This window comes from Eleftheria terrae (genome assembly GCF_030419005.1).
Taxonomy (GTDB): Bacteria; Pseudomonadota; Gammaproteobacteria; order Burkholderiales; family Burkholderiaceae_C; genus Caldimonas; species Caldimonas terrae.
Window position 1 is genome coordinate 664,742 of the sequence record NZ_CP106951.1, and the last position, 14,860, is coordinate 679,601.

The following is a 14,860-nucleotide window of genomic DNA, read 5'->3' on the forward strand; positions in this document are numbered from 1 at the left end:
GGCCGGGCCGCGGCCGGGCCCGTCATGCGCTGACGACGCCGTCGGGCGCCACCAGCAGGCCGGCCCGCTGGCCCAGCGCCACCTTGGGGTTGGGGAAGACGATGCATTCGTCGTCGGACAGCGCCCGCACCACCTGCCCGCCCTCTTCGGCGATGGCCTCGCCGGCGGAGAAGCGGTGGAAGTTGGGCGCTTCGGGCGACAGCAGCAGCTGGAAGCCCTCGCTGGCGCGCACCAGTTCGCGGCTGACGCGGTAGTGGGCCATCTCGCCGCGGCCCACCGGGCCTGGCGCAGCACGCCGCACCAGCAGGTCAAGCGCCTGCTCGAAGCGCTGCAGCAGCTCCAGGCGGTTCTCGCCGAAGCGCCCCACCCGGCCCAGCTCCACGGTGCAGCCCGCCGCGCCCAGGCCGGCGCTCCAGGCGCTGAAGGTGCCGCTGGGCAGCGGATTGGACAGTGCCGCATCGAGCCCGGCCGACGCCAGCCAGGCCAGCAGCGGGCCACGCACGGCCTCGGGCCCGTTGAGCGGCAGCACCGCGAAGGTGGGCCGCAGCGAGGGCCGGATGGTGGTGTGCAAGTCCAGGTGCAAGGCGGGGCGGCCGCCTTGCAGGAAACGCGCCGCCGCCTCGCGCAGCACCGCGGCACGGGCCGGCTCGGCGCCTTCGCCGCTGGCACGGGCCGAGAACAGCCGGTTCAGGTCGACCTCCAGGTAGCGCCGCCCGGCGTTCACCGCCGGCGGATTGCCGATGCACACCAGCAGCTCGCACTGCAGCTGGCCGGCCGAGGCGGCCCAGCGCGGCAGCAGGCCGGCCATCATCTCGATCGGCGCGGTCTCGTCGCCGTGCACGCCGACCGACAACAGCAGGCGCCAGCGGGCAACGCGGCCAAGCGGTGCAAAGTGCCAGACCTCGGGGGCCCAGGCCTCGCCCTGCCAGCCGGCGGCGGTGAAGCCGGCAGCAGCGCCGGCAAAATCAAGCAGAGCCATCGTGGCGTGGCGCCCGGCCTTGCGGCGGGCGCGGATCGAAAGGGTTGCAAAACGGCAGCACGCCGGATTCTCCCAGCAGGCGCGGGCCCGGCGTGCCGGCGGAGGCGCTCAGTGCGCCACCTGCCCGAGGAAGGCACGGATGCGCGGATGCTCCTGGGCGCCAAAGAACTGCGCCGGCGGTGCATCCTGCACGATGCGGCCCTGGTCGAAGAACAGGATGCGGTCGCCGACCTCGCGGGCGAAGCCCATCTCGTGCGTGACGACGATCATCGTCATGCCCGAGGTGGCCAGCTGCTTCATCACGTCCAGCACTTCCTTGACCATCTCGGGGTCGAGCGCCGAGGTTGGCTCGTCGAACAGCATCACCCGCGGCTGCATCGCCAGCGCCCGGGCGATGGCCACCCGCTGCTGCTGGCCGCCGGAGAGCTGGAACGGGTACTTGTGCGCATGCTCGCGCATGCCCACTCGCTGCAGCAGCTCCAGGGCCTGCTCGTTGGCCGCCGCCCGGCCCAGCTTGCGCAGGCGGCGCGGCGCGAGCGTCACGTTGTCGAGCACGGTCTTGTGCGGGAACAGGTTGAACTGCTGGAACACCATGCCGACCTGGCGGCGCAGCGCCTCCAGCTGCCGCGGGCTGTCGCCCAACTCCATGCCGTCGAGCAGGATGCGGCCGCCGTCGTGCTTCTCCAGCCGGTTCAGCATGCGCAGCAGCGTGGACTTGCCGGAGCCGGAGGCGCCGACGATCACCGCGACCTCGCCGGCGTTGAAGTGCGTCGTGACGTCCTTGAGCACCGGCACCGGCCCGAAGCGCTTGCTGAGGCCTTCCACCCGGATCAGGGCCTGGGTGGCCGGCGTGGCCTGGGTGGGGTGTGTCATGGCTGCCGGCCCTCCACGTCGAAGTGGCGCTCGATGGCACTGGAGATTTGCGTCATCACGGTCGTCAATGCGAGGTAGAGCACGGCCACCGTCACCAGCGTGGGCACCGGCTGGAAGCTGGAGGCCTGGATGCGGTTGCCGACGTTGGTGAGCTCGACCACGCCGATGGCGTAGGCCAACGACGAGTCCTTCAACAGGGCCACCGAGTTGTTGACCAGCGGCGCCAGCGCCACCTTGAAGGCCTGCGGAAAGCTCACGTCGATGAAGGTGTGCCAGGGCGACAGCCCCAGCGAACGGGCCGCCTCGCCCTGCCCGCGCGGCACGGCCAGCATGCCGGAGCGGATGGCCTCGGCGTTGTAGGCACCGACGTTGAAGGCCAGCGCGACGCAGGCCGAGGCGAAGTCCGACAGCTGCAGGCCCGGCACCATCACCGGCAGCGCAAAGAACACGAACAGCACCTGCACCAGCAGCGGCGTGCCGCGCACCACCCAGATGTAGAGCGAGGCCAGCCAGCGCAGCGGCGCGATGCGCGAGAGCTTGCCGAGCGCGGCCAGCACGCCGATGGCGATGCCGGCCACGCCGGCCACCAGGGTGAGCTGCACCGTCACGCGGGTGCCCTCGGCGAAGGCACGGGCGTTTTCGCCAATGGGCTCCGGCGCCCAGGCCAGCGGGATGGACATCAGCCACAGCAGCAGCACCAGCACGCCAGCCGCCACCACGATGGTGGCGGTGCTGCGTTGCTGGCGGCTCCAGGCGGCGGGCCACTGCAGGGACAAGGCGGTCATGGCTGCCCTCCTGCGCTCACTTGCACCGCACGTCTTCGCCGAAGTAGCGATTCGACAGCGCCGCATAGCTGCCGTCGGCGAAGCTCTCTTTCAGCGCCTTGTTGTAGGCCTCGGCCAGGCCGGCATTGCCCTTGGCCACGGCGGCGGCGATGCGCTCCACGAAGATCAGCTCGCCCACCTGCATGCCGGCCTTCGGCTGGGCCTTGGCCGCGGCCTTGGCGACAAAGCGGTCGGTCACCCAGGCGTCGAGCCGGCCCGACAGCATGGCGGTGCGGGCGTCGGTGTCCTGCGGGAAGTTCTTCACCTCCTTCAGTCCGGGCAGCTTCAGCAGGTTCTGCATGTAGGACGAGCCGGTCTGCACCGCGACCGCCTTGCCGGCCAGGTCCTGGGCGGTGCGCACCGCCGGGTTCTTCGACACCACGATGCCGCCCGAGCAATAGTGCGGCTCGGTGAAGGTGACGGCGCGCGAGCGCTCCTCGGTGACGCCGTGCGAGGCGATCACCAGGTCCCAGCGGCCCTGGTTCAGGCCCGCCAGCAAGGCGTCGAAGCCGAGCGCCTTCCACTCCACCGACAGGCCCATCTTCTTGGCCACCAGCTCGGCCAGCTCGATCTCGAAGCCGCTGAGCTTGTTGTTCTCGAAGTGGTTGAAGGGGGCGTACTGCCCTTCGGACGCAATCACGATGCGGCCCTGCTTCTTGATGTCCTCGAAGCCCCGGGCCTGTGCCACGGCGGCCAGGCCGAGCCCCAGGACACCGGCGAGCACGCCGCTCCACACCTTGTTCATGCTTGTCTCCTTGTCGCTTGTTGTCGAAGAAATGGAAGGCTCAGAGCTGCGGGTAGAGGCCGGGCAGCTGCAGGATCCCGCGCAGCTCGGCCAGCGCGGTGCGCACCTCGCCGATGAGCTGCGGATCGGCCAGGTCCTCGGGGGCCAGCCGGTCGCGGTAATGGGTGCGTACCCAGGCGCCCAGGCGGGCATGCAGCTCCGGCGTCATCAGCACCTGGCCCTGCAGGGCGTCGCGCTCCTCGTCGGTGAGCACCACGCGCAGGCGCAGGCAGGCGGGGCCACCGCCGTTGCGCATGCTCTGGCGCAGATCGAAGCTCAGCACTTCGGCGATCGGGCCGCCGCCCGCCACCAGCTCGTCGAGCACCCGGCTGACGCGCTCGTGCTCGCGGCATTCCTGCGGCACCACCAGCAGCATGCGGCCATCCTCGCGGGCCAGCAGCTGGCTGTTGAAGAGGTAGGAGGCCACCGCATCGTCCACGCTCATGCGGGCCCGCTCGATGCGCACCCGCCGCAGCGCGACGCCGGCTTGCTCGCAGGCGCCGGCGAGCCGGTCCATGGAGGCGGCCTCGTCGACGAAGGCGTCCTCGTGGTAGAGCAAGGTGTCGAGGTTGCCGACCGCAATGACGTCGTTGTGGAACACGCCTGCGTCGATGGCGGCCGGGTTCTGCTGCAGGTAGACCACCCGCGATTCGTTCAGCCCGTGCAGGCGGGCCACCGCGCGGCTGGCCTCGAGGGTCTGGCGCGCCACATGCACCCGCGGCGGTGTCACCTCGGCGTTGAATTCGGCCCGGCCGTAAACGAACAGCTCCACGCCCGGCACGCCGTGCCCGGCGGCAAAGCGGGTGTGGTTGGCCGCACCCTCGTCGCCGAACGCGCCGCCGGCCGGCAACGCCTCGTGCACCATGAAGCGCGTGGCGTCGGCGAAGATGGCACGCAGGCTGCGGGTGGTGTCCGCATGTTCCTGCGAGCGGTGCAGCTTGGCATTCAGGTTGGCCGGCGTGAAGTGCACCCGCTGGTCGGCCGTATCGGCCGAGGGGCTGACGGTGGCGGCATTGGCCGTCCACATGGCCGAGGCGGAGTAGGCCGCGGCCAGCAGGCGTGGCTCCTCGCGTGCCGCACGGGCCACCACCGCCGCGTCCTCGCCCTCGAAGCCCAGCTGGCGCAGCAGCGCCAGGTTGGGCCGCGCCAGCGGCGGCAGCACGCCCTGCGGAATGCCCCGCTGGCTGAGGGCCAGCATCTTGTCCAGCCCCTGCAGCGCCGCCTGGCGCGGGTTGGACACCGCGTGGCTGTTGCGCATGGAGGCGACGTTGCCCGACGACAGCCCGGCGTAGTTGTGGGTCGGGCCGACCAGCCCGTCGAAGTTGTACTCTCTGGCGCTCATGCTGTTCACACCTTGAAGGGCAGGCCCGGCGCCGGCTTGGCCGGCAGGCTGGCGCGCGGCGCCGTCATGCCGGCCACCGGCCAGGCGCAGTAGTCCGCCGCGTAGTAGGCGCTCGGCCGGTGGTTGCCGGAGCGGCCCACGCCGCCGAAGGGCGCCGAGCTGGCCGCCCCGGTGGTGGGCTTGTTCCAGTTGACGACGCCGGCCCGCACCTCGGTCCAGAAGCGCTGCCACAGCGCCTCGTCGTCGCTCAGCAGGCCGGCCGCCAGGCCGTAGCTGGTGTGGTTGGCGGCGGCCAGCGCCGCATCGAAGTCGGCCACCCGCTGCACCTGCAGCAACGGGCCAAAGATCTCCTCGTCCGGCAGGCCCTGCAGGCCGCTCACGTCAAGCACGCCAGGCGACAGCAGGGCCGAGCCCGGCTGCGCCGCACGCATCTCCAGCAGCACGCGTGCACCCAGCTCGACAAGCGCCTGCTGGCGCACCAGCAGGTCGGCCGCGACGCGGGTCGACACCACCGGCCCCATGAAGGGCTGCGGCTGCGCGTTCCAGGGCCCGACCGCGATGGCCTGCGCCACCTCCACCAGCCGGGCCACCAGGCGCTCGCCGCGGGCGTCGTCGGGCACGATGAGCCGGCGCGCGCAGGTGCAGCGCTGGCCGGCGCTGACCCAGGCCGACATCACGATGTGGTGCACCGCCGCCTCGGTGTCCGCCACGTCCCAGGCCACCAGCGGGTTGTTGCCGCCCATCTCGAGTGCCAGCAGCTTCTGCGGCTGCCCGGCAAACTGGCGCGAGATGGCCGCTCCGCCCTGGAAGCTGCCGGTGAACAGCACGCCGTCGACCTCGGCATGCGCGGTCAGCGCGGCGCCCGTCTCGCGGCCGCCGTTGACCACGTTGAGCACGCCCGCCGGCAGGCCGGCGCGGTGCCAGCACTCGGCCATCAGCAGCCCCACCCCGGGGGCGTACTCGCTGGGCTTGAAGACCACCGTGTTGCCGGCCAGCAGGGCCGGCACGATGTGGCCGTTGGGCAGGTGGCCGGGGAAGTTGTAGGGCCCGAGCACCGCCATCACGCCGTGCGGCCGGTGGCTCAGCAGGCTGGCGCCGTCGGCACCTTCGGTGCGGCGCTCGCCGGTGCGCTCGCGCCAGGCCTGGATGGAGATGTCCACCTTGTTGACCATGGTGGTGACCTCGGTGCGTGCCTCCCACAGCGGCTTGCCGACGGCGCGTGCGATCTGCACGGCCAGCGTCTCGGCGGCCTGGTTCAGCTCGGTCTTGTAGCGCTGCAGCACCGCGATGCGCTCGTCCACCGGGCGGCGCGACCAGCCGGCGAAGGCGCGCCGGGCTGCCTCGCAGGCGGCCGCCACCTCGGCGCTGCCGGCCTCGAAGCCGCGCCACACCGCCTCGTCGGTGGCGGGGCAGATCGAAGCCAGGGGCCGGCCGCCGCCGGCCTGCGGCTCGCCTTGTATCCAGTGGCTATACATGAAGCTTGTCTCCTGCATTGAGTGCGACCACGCGCACGGGGTCGCCGTCGGCCAGTTCGAGGGCGGCCAGCTCGGCCTCGCCGAGGTCGAAGCGGCCGTAGGCCGGCTGGCCACTGCTGACGATGACGCGGAAGTCACCGCGCACGGTGTTGCTCACCAGCACCGGGGCACCGCCGCTGCGCGGGGCGGGCCCGCCCCTGCGGGCGATCGCCAGCACGCTTTCGCGGGTGATGCGCAGCTGCTTGATGTGGCCTTGCAGCACCGGGCCGGCGTCGAAGATGTCGACGAAGCCCTCGTACAGCAGGCCTTCCTGCTCCAGCAGCCGGCGCGCGGGCGCGGTGTCGCGGTGCACCACGCCGATCACCTCGCGCGCGGCGTCGGTGAGGAAGTCGGTGTAGACCGGGTAGCGCGGCATCAGCTCCGCGATGAAGGACTTGGGGCCCAGGCTGCTGATGTCGTCGGCCTCGGCGAAGTCCATCCGGAAGAAGTGCCGCCCCAGGCTTTCCCAGAACGGCGAGGAACCGTCCTCGCGCTGCCAGCCGCGCATTTCGGCGATCAGCAACTCGGGGAACAGGTCGAGGAAACCGGCCGCGAACAGCAGCCGGCCCTTCGACAACAGTCGGCCGCACTGGCTGCTGCGGTGCGCTGGCGCCAGGAACAGGGTGCACAGCTCGGCGCTGCCGGTGAAGTCGTTCGAGAGGAACAGCGTCTGCTTGGTCGCATGCACGCCCAGCTCGCGGCTGGCATGCACCAGGCGGCCGACCCGGAAGTTGTAGAAGGCCTCGTCCAGCCCGACCGCCGCCTTCAGCGCGCTGACGCCGATCACCTCGCCGGAGCAGGTGTCCTCCAGCACGAAGACATAGTCGCACTCGGCGGCCGGCAGCTGGCCGGCGAAGGAGGCCACGGCCCGCTCGATGCGCCGGCCGAGCATGGTGCGGTCGGGCTTCAGCGTGGTCATGCCGGCACCCACCTGGCGGGCCAGCGACAGCAGCGCGTCAAGGTCGCCGCTGCGGATGGATCGGAACACGATCATCGGGAAGTTCTCCTGCTCGTCATGCCGCCGCCACCATCACGCTGTCGCCTGAGGCGACGCCCAGCGCAGCCAGCGTGGCGGCCGGCGCCAGCAGCAAACCGTCGTCCAGCTTCAGCAGGCCGGCGCTGCGGCAGCAGCGGAAGTCGGCAGTGGGGCCGCAGCCGGCCACCAGCAGCTCGGGCACGCCGCCCGGCAGCTCGGCCGCCTCGATGACGCAGCGCTGCGCCGATGCCAGGGTGCGCAGCTTGGAGCCGTGGGCTTCGAGGATGGGGCCGCCGTCGAAGATGTCGATGTAGCGGTCGGCCTCGAAGCCCTCGGCACTGAGGATCTCGAAGGGCATGGCCGCCTCGGGGTGCATCTGCCCGAGCACGCCGCGCGCCTCGTCGGGCAGCAGCGGCACGTACACCGGGTAGTGCGGCATCAGCTCGACGATGAGCGTGCGGTTGCGCGCACCGGCCACCTTGCGCTCGACGTCCATGTAGTCCATGCCAAAGAACTTGCGGCCCAGCGCGTCCCAAAACGGCGAGGCGTGCTGCGCATCGGTCCAGCCGGCCAGCGAGACGAAGAATTCGCTGGCGAAGCGCTCGCGGCCGCTGGCCACCAGCATCAGCCGGGCGCGCGACAGCAGCTCGGCCGCCTCGGCCGGCACCTGCTCGCGGGCGACGAAGAAGCTCAGCAGCTGGGTGTGGTCGGTGAGGTCCGAGCACAGGTTGAGCACATGCACGTTGTTGCTGATGCGCAGGTCGCGCGAGGCGTGGTGCACGACGTCGTTGCGATAGGCGAAGAAGGTGCCCTGCGAGCCGGCGGTGGCACGGATGGCCGCCACCCCGCGCAAGGCACCCTGGGGGTCTTCCAGCACCAGCAGGTAGGACTCGTCGCCCGGCACGTCGACGCTGCGGGCGGCCGAATCGATGCAACGCTCGACCGTCTCGCGGATCTGCTGCGGCGCGCGCGGCAGGGTGTGCACCTGCGGGTCGGCCTGCGCCGTCAGCTCGATCAGGGCCGGCAGGTCGTGCTCGCGCACCAGCCGCGCCACCCAGCCGCGTGAGCCGCTGGCCACCATGCTCATGATTGCGGCGCCAGGAAGCGGCGGGCGGTGGCCCGCAGGCGAAGCAGCGCTTCGTCGATCTCGGCGTCGCTGATCACCAGCGGCGGCAGCAGCCGCACGACGTTGGGCCCGGCAATCAGCAGCATCAGCCGCTCTTGCTCGGCCGCGCGGGTGAATTCCTTGGCACGGCCCTGCTGGGCCGCGTCCAGCACCAGGCCGATCATCATGCCGCGGCCGCGCACCTGCGTGAACAGGCCGGGGAAGTCGCCCAGCAGCTGCTGCAGCCCGGCATGCAGGCGCTCGGCTGCCTGCCCGACCCGTGTCAGGAAGGCGGGTGCCTGGATGATCTGCACCACCGCCGCCGCCACCGCGCAGGCCAGCGGGTTGCCGCCATACGTCGTGCCGTGGGTGCCGACCGACAGGCTGGTGGCCAGGTCGTGCCGGGTCAGCATGGCGCCGATGGGATAGCCGTTGCCCAGGGCCTTGGCGGTGGTGAGGATGTCGGGCTCGACGCCGTAGTGCATGTAGGCATAGAGCGAGCCGGTGCGGCCCAGCCCGCATTGCACCTCGTCGAAGATCAGCAGGGCGTCGTGGCGGTCGCAGAGCCGGCGCAGCGCCTGCAGGTACTCGTGCGAGGCCGGCAGCACGCCGCCCTCCCCCTGCACCGGCTCGACGATGACGGCACAGACATCGTCGCCCATGGCCTGCTCGGCCGCCGCGATGTCGTTGAACGGCACATGGCCGATGCCCGGTGGCAGCGGCTCGAAGCCTTCGGTGTACTTGGGCTGGCCGCCGGCCGTGACGGTGAACAGCGTGCGGCCGTGGAAGGACTGCTGGCAGGCCACGATGCGCCGCTTGGCGTCGCCGTGCTTCAGTGCGGCATGGCGACGCGCCAGCTTCAGCGCCGCCTCGTTCGCTTCGGCGCCGGAATTGCAGAAGAAGGCCCGGTCGGCAAAGGTCGCCCCGGTGAGCAGCGAAGCGAGCCGCAGCACCGGCTCGTTGGTGTAGCCGTTGCCCACGTGCCAGAGCTGCTCGGCCTGCGCCTGCAGCGCTTGCACCACCGCGGGATGCGCATGGCCCAGGCTGGTGACGCCGATGCCGCTGGTCAGGTCGAGGTATTCCACGCCTTGCTGGTCCTGCAGCCACAGGCCGCGGGCACGGCGCGGCACCACCTGGCTCGGGGCATAGACCGGCACCAGCAGGTCATCGAAATCGGCACGCGAGACGGCTTGGGGTTCGGGCGCGGGCTGCAGCTTGGCATTCATGGCGTTCGTCGCTGGGGTGATGGGTGGCGCCAGTCTAGGCAGGCGCCGTGCCCCGGTCTTGCGGCAAAGCGACAGCGATTTTCAGAAGTCGGCCGTCATGCAGGTGCACTGCGGGTTGCCCCGGATGACCCTCTGTCCCCGGCTTGGTTCAAGGGTTTACCCTAGACTTCAGCCTCGGCACCGGCGGCCGAAGCGCCGCATTGCGGCGGGCCGGCCGGGCCCTGCCGCGGGGGCGTCCGGCCTGCGCCGGCCCTTGCGGCTGCCTTGCTCATCCTCAGGAGGAATCGAATGACCCTGTCCCGCCGCCTGGCGCTGGGTGGCGTCGCTGCCTGCGCCGTGGGCGCCTTGCAGCGGCCCGCCCGTGCCAGCACGTCCCGGCTGCGCCTGTCCGGCGCCTACGGCGACGCTCTCTTCCACGGCCGCAACCTGCGCGCCTTCGCCAGCCAGGCGGCCAGCCTGTCACGCGGCAGCCTGGACATCGAGGTGGTGCCCGACGGGCGCCTCAAGCCGATGGATCAGGTGCTGCCGGCCCTGCAACGCCAGGAGCTGGCCTTCGGCGAGGTGCTGATGTCGGCCTGCGCCAGCCAGCATGCGCTGCTGGGCATCGATGCCCTGCCCTTCATCGTGCGCAGCTTCGAGGATGCGCAGCACCTGTGGGAAGCCACCCGCGAGGCGGTCCAGCAGCAACTGGGCGAGCGTGGCGTGCGGGTGCTGTATGCGGTGCCGTGGCCGGCCCAGGGCCTGTTCTGCCGCCACCCGGTCGGCCGCCTGCAGGACCTGAAGGGGCTGCGGCTGCGGGTCTACGACGAGACCACACAGCGGCTCGCCGAGCTGGTGGGCGCCCATGCGGTGACGGTCGCCGCGGCCGACCTGCCTCGCGCCGTCGCCGATGGCCGGCTGGACGCGATGTTCACCTCGAGCAGCACCGGCGTCGATTGCCAGGCCTGGAGCTCGATGAGCACCTTCATCGACCTGCGCGCCTGGATTCCGAAGAACATGGTATGTGCGAGCGACGCCGTCTGGCGCGGCTTGCCCGACCCGGCCCGCGCCGCGCTGCTGCAGGCGGCGCGCCAGGCCGAAAGCAGCGGCTGGCAGCTGGCTCGCCAGGCCGACGAAGCCGCCAAGCAGCAGTTGACCGCCCACCGCATGACGGTGGAGCCGCCAAGCGCCGAGCTGCGCCGTCCGCTCGACCTGATGGGCGAGCGCTTCGGCCGCGAGACCGCGCACAAGGCCGGCATGGACTACACGCGGGCGCTGCTGGCCTACTACACCCGCCGCGGTTGAGCGGGGCCCGGTCTCCCGGGCGGCTGCACCACTGACTACCGCAGATCGGCAAATCCGTCACGCTGATGCCACCGCCGTGGCGGCGCCGGCTCAAGTCGCGCGGCAGGCGGGCCGAAAACGCGGCCTGCCGGTCCGCCGATCGCCATTTGCGCACCACCGTGCGAAATCGATCGGCGCGGCCCCTGATCACAACCCGCGGAGCGCAGCCGCACTACACAGCCTGGTAGACCATGAAATTCTTCAACAACCTGCGCATCGGCAGCCGCCTGGCATTGAGCTTCGGCCTCGTCGTCTTGCTGATGCTCGTGTCGCTGGCCCTGAGCCTCGTCAATGTGGCCGGCATCAAGGACCTGGTGGTCGAGGCCGGCGGCCCCCAGGCGCGCCGCCACGCCCTGATGGCGGAGTGGCAGCAGAACATTGCCGTCAACGGCAGCCGTGCGCTCGCGCAGGCCATGAGCAGCGATGCGGCCCTGAGTGCCGAGGTCGCCAATGAAGTGAAGGCGACCACCGCCCGCACGTCGGAGCTGATCAAGGAGTTCACCGAGCTTGAGACGAGCGCGGAAGGCAAGGCGCTGCAGGCGGCGCTGGGCGAGGCACGCAGCCGCTACCTGCGCTTGCGTGACGAGATGTTCAAGGCCAAGGAGAGTGGCGATGCCGCCGCGCTGGCCCAGGCCATGGCGCGCTTCCGCGACGTCACCAAGGAGTACCTGGCCAGCGCCAACCGGCTGCTGGAGCTACAGGACCAGCGCGTCAAGGACGGCGTGGTGGCCACGGTGCACAAGCTGGATGCCACCCGCTGGATCAACCTCGTGGCGGTCGGCATCAACGTGGTGCTGGCCTTGGCGCTCGGCGGCGCACTGCGGCGCAGCATCGTGCGGCCGCTGGGCGAGGCGCAGCAGGCGGCGGCCCGCATTGCCACCGGTGACCTCACCGGGCAGCTGAGCGAAGGCGGCCGCGATGAGACCGGGCAGCTTGGCCGCTCCCTGTCCACCATGCACCGCTCGCTGCGCGGCATGGTGGGCGACATCCGCCAGGCCAGCGAATCGATCCGCGTGGCCAGCAGCGAGGTGGCTTCCGGCAGCGAAGACCTGAGCCGCCGCACCGAACAGGCCGCCAGCAGCCTGCAGGAAACCGCCAGCTCGATGGAGCAGCTGGCCGTCACCGTGGCCCAGTCGGCCGAGGCCTCGCGCCGGGCCAGCGAGCTGGCCACCTCGGCGGCAGAAGTCGCCCGCCGGGGCGGCGCGGTGGTGGACCAGGTGGTGAGCACCATGGACGAGATCAACGACAGCAGCAAGCGGATTGCCGACATCATCGGTGTGATCGACGGCATCGCCTTCCAGACCAACATCCTGGCCCTCAATGCGGCGGTCGAGGCAGCACGTGCCGGCGAGCAGGGCCGCGGCTTCGCGGTGGTGGCCTCGGAGGTGCGCAGCCTGGCGGGCCGCTCGGCCCAGGCGGCCAAGGAGATCAAGGGCCTCATCGGCCTGAGCGTGGACCGTGTGGAAACCGGCGCCGCCCTCGTCAACGGCGCTGGCGCGACGATGCGCGAGATCGTCGCCAGCGTGCAGCAGGTCACCGACATGATCGCGGAGATCTCGGCCGCCTCCAGCGAGCAGGCGGACGGCATCGGCCACGTCAAGACCGCGGTGGACCAGCTGGACCAGATGACACAGCAGAACGCGGCACTGGTGGAGCAGTCGAGCGCGGCGGCCGACAGCCTGAAAGCGCATGCGATGCAGCTGGCCCGCGCGGTCGAGAGCTTCCGCCTCGGCGCCGGCAACGAACCGGCAGTGGCGGGCTGACCCGGCATGCCGAGGCAGGCCCCGCAGGAGCCGGGGCCCGCGAGGAGCGCCGCCGAGGTCGGCCCGTGCCGTCCCATCGCGCCAGGACGCCAGGGCGCATCAGGCGAAGGCCGCCGTTGACGGCCCGCCAGGCCAGGGGCGACCGGCGTTTGCCGGCCAGCTCACTGAGCGGGCGGGTCGAGCTTGAGCGTCCGCTGTATCGGCGCGGTGTGCTGGCGCCGCGTCCTGGGTGGCCCGCTTACCGCGGTGCCGCCAGGTTGAGCACCCAGTACTTGTTGTAGGCAGCGCCGGTGGCCTTCACGCAAGCCAGCCCGATATGGCGCACGCCATTGCCCATGAGGTTGGCGCAATGGCCGTCGCTCTTCATCCAGCCGGCCACGACCGTGGCGACGCTTGCCTGCCCGGCGGCAATGTTCTCCGAAGCCGAGGACCAGCGGTAGCCGGCGGCCTCGATGCGTTGCACGAAGGTGCGGCCGTCGCGGCTGGTGTGGTCGAAGTAGTCGTGCTGGGCCATGTCGCCCGCGTGGCCGGCGGCGGCCGCGGCGAGCTGGTCGTTCCAGGCCACCGCGCCGGCCGGCGCGAAGCTGCCCTTGCTGCCACAGCTGGCACCGGCCGCACGGTGCTGGTTGATCAGCCGCACCGCCTCGGCCTTGAAGTCGGGCAGGCCGCAGTCCGCAAGGACGGCCTGCGGCTCGCCGGGCGCCTGCGGCTCGCCGGGCGCCTGCGGCTCGCCGGGCGCCTGCGGCTCGCCGGGCGCCGGCGCCACCGTGCCCGGGCCACCGCTGTCCTGCGGCGTGTCGTCCTGCCCGCCCCCGCCTCCACCCCCGCCACCACAGGCGACCAGCGCCGCTGCCATCGCGGCGGCAAACAGGAAGGAAAGGCGCTGGGCAGCACCGCTGGACAAGGACATGGCGATTCTTCTGAGGAGGGATGGGCGAAAAGCCGCGCATCATGCCCGGATCGCGGCGTGCCGTGCACCGGCGCACGACCATCGACCCCATCGCCCCGACAAACGGCAGGCGCGTGCCGCGCGCGGTCCCCCGCTGCCTGGCGCGAGCGGCCCGGTCCGGCCCCAGCACCGCCCCGGCAGGAGGGTGGCCGGTCGTGACTTCCGTCACGTTTCTTGCGGGATACCCGGTGCCCGATGCCGCGCCTGGTGGCGGCGGGCGGCGGACATCCGCGCCAGTGCTTCAGCCCAGCGCCGTGTCCAGCAGCATCATGATGACGAAGCCGAGCATCAGGCCCCCGGTGGCCCAGGCTTCATGGCCCTGGCGATGCGACTCCGGGATGATCTCGTGGCTGATGACATAGAGCATCGCGCCGGCCGCGAAGGCGAGCCCCCAGGGCAGCAGCACCGCCGACAACGCCAGCACCAGCGCCCCCAGCACTGCGCCCAGCGGCTCCACCAGCCCGGTGGCCGCCCCCAGGGCGCCGGCCGTCAGCCGCCCATAGCCGGCGGTGCGCAGCGCAAGCGCCACCACCAGGCCTTCGGGCACGTCCTGGATCGCGATGCCGGTGGCCAGCGCACTGCCGGCCAGCGGGTCGTTGCCGGCGAAGGCGACGCCTATGGCCAGCCCCTCCGGCAGGTTATGCAGAAAGATCGCGAAGACGAACAGCCAAGTGCGCTTGAGCAGCGCCGCCTGCTTGCCTTCACGTCCCTTGATGAAATGTTCGTGTGGCAGCCACCGGTCCAGCGCGAACACGAAACCGCCGCCCAGCAGGATGCCGGCGCCGACGATCAGGGCCGAGCCCCAGTGACCCGCGCCCTGCTGCACCGCGACCTCCAGGCCCGGCACGATGAGCGAGAAGGAGCAGGCCGCCAGCATCACGCCGGCGCCGAAGCCGAGCATGGCATCGCGCGTGCGCTCGGCCGGTGGCGTGTGGGCCAGCAACACCGGCAAGGTGCCCAAGGCGGTGGCGGCAGCGGCCATCAGGCCGCCCAGCCACGCCTGGCCGACCCGCGGATCGGCGGCGGCCAGTTGCCGCCACAGCAGCCACACCCCGGCGCAGACACCGGCCACCCACAGGGCGAGCCCAAGCAGCTGCCGGGGCCGCGGCCGTGTCAATGACGGCGGGAGACGGGGGGCGTCGAAAGGATCGAGGGCTGCCACGTGTGTCACTCCATTGCGGTGGTGGTGGGCGGCGGCCGGA

At 71.6% G+C, this 14,860-nt stretch carries 13 protein-coding genes; 2 read left to right on the top strand and 11 right to left on the bottom strand.

Annotation, left to right across the window (positions count from 1 at the left end):
* Positions 1-22: 22 nt before the first annotated feature.
* From N7L95_RS03185 to N7L95_RS03225, 9 genes are all read right to left on the bottom strand, one after another.
* Positions 23-979, bottom strand: a complete 957-nt coding sequence (locus N7L95_RS03185; protein ID WP_301258369.1) for a succinylglutamate desuccinylase — start codon at positions 977-979, stop codon at positions 23-25.
* Between the two features lie 108 nt (positions 980-1,087).
* Positions 1,088-1,852 (bottom strand): amino acid ABC transporter ATP-binding protein, encoded by a 765-nt coding sequence (locus tag N7L95_RS03190; protein ID WP_301258370.1) that lies wholly within the window; start codon positions 1,850-1,852, stop codon positions 1,088-1,090.
* Entirely contained in the window at positions 1,849-2,637 is a 789-nt protein-coding gene (locus N7L95_RS03195; protein ID WP_301258371.1) for an amino acid ABC transporter permease, read from the bottom strand. Before N7L95_RS03195 ends, N7L95_RS03190 begins: the two co-directional genes overlap by 4 nt.
* 16 nt (positions 2,638-2,653) lie before the next feature.
* Positions 2,654-3,421 carry an ABC transporter substrate-binding protein gene (locus tag N7L95_RS03200; protein WP_301258372.1) on the bottom strand — a complete coding sequence of 256 codons (768 nt, stop codon included), beginning with the start codon at positions 3,419-3,421 and terminating at the stop codon, positions 2,654-2,656.
* Between the two features lie 40 nt (positions 3,422-3,461).
* Positions 3,462-4,802: an N-succinylarginine dihydrolase gene (gene astB / locus N7L95_RS03205; RefSeq protein ID WP_301258373.1), complete on the bottom strand. Its 1,341-nt coding sequence runs from the start codon at positions 4,800-4,802 to the stop codon at positions 3,462-3,464.
* 5 nt (positions 4,803-4,807) lie between these two features.
* Positions 4,808-6,277: a succinylglutamate-semialdehyde dehydrogenase gene (astD, locus tag N7L95_RS03210; RefSeq protein WP_301258374.1), complete on the bottom strand. Its 1,470-nt coding sequence runs from the start codon at positions 6,275-6,277 to the stop codon at positions 4,808-4,810.
* The gene (astA, locus tag N7L95_RS03215) at positions 6,270-7,310 is read right to left on the bottom strand and encodes an arginine N-succinyltransferase (RefSeq protein ID WP_301258375.1); all 1,041 of its coding nucleotides are present in this window, start codon (positions 7,308-7,310) and stop codon (positions 6,270-6,272) included. Before astA ends, astD begins: the two co-directional genes overlap by 8 nt.
* Before the next feature lie 19 nt (positions 7,311-7,329).
* On the bottom strand, positions 7,330-8,379 hold the full coding sequence (locus tag N7L95_RS03220; protein ID WP_301258376.1) for an arginine N-succinyltransferase: 1,050 nt from the start codon (positions 8,377-8,379) through the stop codon (positions 7,330-7,332).
* On the bottom strand, positions 8,376-9,623 hold the full coding sequence (locus tag N7L95_RS03225; protein WP_301258377.1) for an acetylornithine/succinyldiaminopimelate transaminase: 1,248 nt from the start codon (positions 9,621-9,623) through the stop codon (positions 8,376-8,378). The genes N7L95_RS03220 and N7L95_RS03225 overlap by 4 nt, the downstream gene beginning before the upstream one ends.
* Before the next feature lie 288 nt (positions 9,624-9,911).
* Here N7L95_RS03225 and N7L95_RS03230 point away from each other — a divergent pair, with 288 nt between their 5' ends.
* Together N7L95_RS03230 and N7L95_RS03235 are read left to right on the top strand one after the other, a co-directional pair.
* Positions 9,912-10,907, top strand: a complete 996-nt coding sequence (locus tag N7L95_RS03230) for a TRAP transporter substrate-binding protein (RefSeq protein ID WP_301258378.1) — start codon at positions 9,912-9,914, stop codon at positions 10,905-10,907.
* Positions 10,908-11,137: 230 nt separating this feature from the next.
* Positions 11,138-12,709 carry a methyl-accepting chemotaxis protein gene (locus tag N7L95_RS03235; RefSeq protein WP_301258379.1) on the top strand — a complete coding sequence of 524 codons (1,572 nt, stop codon included), beginning with the start codon at positions 11,138-11,140 and terminating at the stop codon, positions 12,707-12,709.
* Positions 12,710-12,947: 238 nt separating this feature from the next.
* Here the strand turns inward: N7L95_RS03235 and N7L95_RS03240 are convergent, their stop codons facing one another.
* Positions 12,948-13,619, bottom strand: coding sequence for a CAP domain-containing protein (locus N7L95_RS03240; protein ID WP_301258380.1), 672 nt, complete (start codon positions 13,617-13,619; stop codon positions 12,948-12,950).
* Positions 13,620-13,899: 280 nt separating this feature from the next.
* Positions 13,900-14,820, bottom strand: coding sequence for a ZIP family metal transporter (locus N7L95_RS03245; RefSeq protein WP_301258381.1), 921 nt, complete (start codon positions 14,818-14,820; stop codon positions 13,900-13,902).
* Positions 14,821-14,860 lie beyond the last annotated feature (40 nt).

Bases quoted from the DNA above. Each gene is read 5' to 3' on its own strand.
- N7L95_RS03185 (WP_301258369.1), bottom strand. From the start codon at position 979: ATGGCTCTGCTTGATTTTGCCGGCGCTGCTGCCGGCTTCACCGCCGCC.
- N7L95_RS03190 (WP_301258370.1), bottom strand. From the start codon at position 1,852: ATGACACACCCCACCCAGGCCACGCCGGCCACCCAGGCCCTGATCCGG.
- N7L95_RS03195 (WP_301258371.1), bottom strand. From the start codon at position 2,637: ATGACCGCCTTGTCCCTGCAGTGGCCCGCCGCCTGGAGCCGCCAGCAA.
- N7L95_RS03200 (WP_301258372.1), bottom strand. From the start codon at position 3,421: ATGAACAAGGTGTGGAGCGGCGTGCTCGCCGGTGTCCTGGGGCTCGGC.
- astB (WP_301258373.1), bottom strand. From the start codon at position 4,802: ATGAGCGCCAGAGAGTACAACTTCGACGGGCTGGTCGGCCCGACCCAC.
- astD (WP_301258374.1), bottom strand. From the start codon at position 6,277: ATGTATAGCCACTGGATACAAGGCGAGCCGCAGGCCGGCGGCGGCCGG.
- astA (WP_301258375.1), bottom strand. From the start codon at position 7,310: ATGATCGTGTTCCGATCCATCCGCAGCGGCGACCTTGACGCGCTGCTG.
- N7L95_RS03220 (WP_301258376.1), bottom strand. From the start codon at position 8,379: ATGAGCATGGTGGCCAGCGGCTCACGCGGCTGGGTGGCGCGGCTGGTG.
- N7L95_RS03225 (WP_301258377.1), bottom strand. From the start codon at position 9,623: ATGAATGCCAAGCTGCAGCCCGCGCCCGAACCCCAAGCCGTCTCGCGT.
- N7L95_RS03230 (WP_301258378.1), top strand. From the start codon at position 9,912: ATGACCCTGTCCCGCCGCCTGGCGCTGGGTGGCGTCGCTGCCTGCGCC.
- N7L95_RS03235 (WP_301258379.1), top strand. From the start codon at position 11,138: ATGAAATTCTTCAACAACCTGCGCATCGGCAGCCGCCTGGCATTGAGC.
- N7L95_RS03240 (WP_301258380.1), bottom strand. From the start codon at position 13,619: ATGTCCTTGTCCAGCGGTGCTGCCCAGCGCCTTTCCTTCCTGTTTGCC.